Source organism: Dactylosporangium sp. NPDC049140 (genome assembly GCF_040648435.1).
The window spans coordinates 7658-10220 of sequence record NZ_JBEZDS010000073.1 but is presented as its reverse complement, the minus strand read 5'-3'; the positions used below and the strand labels follow the sequence as shown (position 1 = coordinate 10220).

At 70.6% G+C, this 2563-nt stretch carries 3 protein-coding genes; 1 reads left to right on the top strand and 2 read right to left on the bottom strand.

All coding sequences use genetic code 11. The features are described 5' to 3' along the window. Positions 1–21: 21 nt before the first annotated feature. Positions 22–876: an isocitrate lyase/phosphoenolpyruvate mutase family protein gene (locus AB0B76_RS54220; protein ID WP_360392775.1), complete on the bottom strand. Its 855-nt coding sequence runs from the start codon at positions 874–876 to the stop codon at positions 22–24. A 374-nt stretch (positions 877–1250) separates the two neighbouring features. After that, complete coding sequence (locus AB0B76_RS54215; protein ID WP_360392772.1) at positions 1251–1820, bottom strand: hypothetical protein; 570 nt, start codon at positions 1818–1820, stop codon at positions 1251–1253. 154 nt (positions 1821–1974) lie between these two features. Here AB0B76_RS54215 and AB0B76_RS54210 point away from each other — a divergent pair, with 154 nt between their 5' ends. Then, positions 1975–2310, top strand: coding sequence for a hypothetical protein (locus AB0B76_RS54210; protein WP_360392770.1), 336 nt, complete (start codon positions 1975–1977; stop codon positions 2308–2310). Positions 2311–2563 lie beyond the last annotated feature (253 nt).

The following is a 2563-nucleotide window of genomic DNA, read 5'->3' as shown; positions in this document are numbered from 1 at the left end:
ACTCGTGCGCCGCGCGGGGACTCAGGCGTTGATGTCCTGATAGGACGGAAGGTCCCCGCGCAGCGGCCGATCCAGTTGTACCGCAAGAGCCGTCTCCACCGCCGCCGCGAGCGCGGCCCGGAAGAGCAGCGACCCCATGCTGATCCGGGCCACGCCCAGCTCGGCGAGCGCACGCACCGACGGCCCGGCGGGCCGAGCGAGCACGTTCACCGGCGCGTCGACCGCGGCGACGAGCCGCGCGATGTCGGCGGGCTCGGCGACACCGGGCACGAACACCCCGTCGGCCCCGGCGTCCCGATACATGCGAATGCGTCGAACCGCTTCACCAATGTCGCCGTCGCGCAGCCAATGAGTGTCCGTTCGCGCATTGACGAACAACGACGGCGCCGCGTCCTTCACGCTCCGGATGAGCGCGGCGTGCACGTCGGGGTCGCCGTACGCGTCCTCGAGGTTGACCCCGGCGGCCCCCGCCTGCGCCGCGGCCACGGCGGCGGGGACGGAGCCGCGCTCGAGGTCGGCGGTGACGTACAGCGGCAGCGCCGCGAGCCGCCCGACGAGCCGGACCGTCTCGTCGACGGCGGCCCCTTCCCCGTCGGGAAGCCCCAGGCTCGCAGCCACCCCGAGACTGGTTGTCCCAACGGCGGCGAACCCGGCGCCAACGAACATGCGAGCGCTGGCCACGTCCCACACGTTGGGCAGCACGAGCGGCTCACCGGGTATGTGCAGTTCACCGAACCCGCTCATATGCGAACACCCCTTCCACAAAACGCCACCGGCTGCTGCGCATTTGCGCAGCAGCCTCCTCGCCCCGACCACGTCGCACACCCTTGGCCAGCACCAGCGGTTCGGTTCGCCCAAGGCCAGCACGACGTCCACGTCCTCGGCGCCCGCAACGCTCACCGGACACGGGCAACGCGCCAAACTCGCTCATTGCGCACCCCTGCCCCGGACGCCGGGACATTCGCGCACTCCGGACAGGCGCGCGACTCCTCGCCCACCCCGACCACGTCCCACAAGCTGGACAGCACCAGCGGCTCGCGGGACGAGTGCAGCGCTCCTTCCACGAACAAGGCGTACCCACGCCCCCTCCTCCGCCCCGACCACGTCCCACAAGCTGGACAGCACCAGCGGCTCGCAGGACGAGTGCAGCGCTCCTTCCACGAACAAGGCGTGCGCACGCCCCCTCCGCCCCGACCACGTCCCGCACCTCTTGAACAGCACTGTCGGCAGAACGGACACGTGCAGCCTGTTCATTTGAGCGCCCCTTCCACGAGCGCCAGGGCATGCGCACGCCCGGGACAGCCACGTGGCCCCTCGCCGAACGGACGCCCGGCCAGCGACACGGCGACGACCGAACCGTCCGGCGCGACCCGGCGGGTGGCGGCCACCGGAGGGTCGTCACGCAGCACCTCAGCAACCGGCCGGGTCCGGGCCCGCTCGATCAGCGTCGCGGTCGCGTCACAGGCCTGCACGAGCAGCTGGATACGGGCGGCGGTCCACTCGTCCCGCACCCCGCCGAACACCGCGACGAGTCGCTCGACCGCATCGTCAGCCGCGGTGTCCCCGGTCTGATAGGCCGCGGCAACGATGCGCACGTCGTCGACCACGCCGGCAACTCCGAGCGCCTCGGCGAGCGGCGCAACGGGATGCCCGTCATAGGCCCGGGACAGATCGGCGGGATCGATGCCGGCCAGAAGCTCGTCAACGATCGCGCGGCGGCGGGCATGGACGGCGCCGTTGGCGAAGCGACTGACGGTGGCGCGCAGCCAGCCGATGCCGGTGGGAGCGGCGTCCGGCTCCGGAACGGGAAGCGTGAGCATGCCCCCAAGCTAAGCCGCGAACCGTTCGGGAGCGGCCGAACCAACACCCGCCGGACCGCAAGCGGCGACGAAACCGACAGACCCAGACGCGCAACGCGACGGCCAAACCGACACTCGCAGCGCACAAAACGACAGCCGACCAGACAGATCGAACGTGCAGAGGACGACCGAAGCGACGGCCGAACGAACACAACGCGCACAAGCGGACGGCCGAACGAACAGACCGAACGCGCAGAACACGGCCGAACGCGACGACAAAACGAACAGACCGAACGTGCAGAAGACGATCGATGGGACGGCCGAACGAACACAACGCGCACAAGCGGGCGAACGGACGAACATTCCGAACGCGCAGAAGACGACCGAACACGACGACGAAACGAACAGTCCGAACGCGCAGAAGACGACCGACGGGACCGGCCGAATGAACGGAACGCGCGAACCGATGAGCGTTATGCGCGAAGTGACAGGTGAACAGACGAACAGATGAACCGGTGAACGTTTACGCGCGAGGCGAGGCGAAGCAAGCAGGGCAAGGCAGGGCAGGGCAAGGCAGGGCAGGGCAGGGCAAGGCAGGGCTGAGCACGGCTGGGCTGAGCACGGCTGGGCTGGCTGGGCTGGCTGGGCTGGGCTGGGCTGGGCTGGGCTGGCTGGGCTGGGCCGGCTGGGCTGGGCCGGCTGGGCTGGGCCGGCTGGGCTGGGCCGGCTGGGCTGGGCCGGCTGGGCTGGGCCGGCTGGGCTGG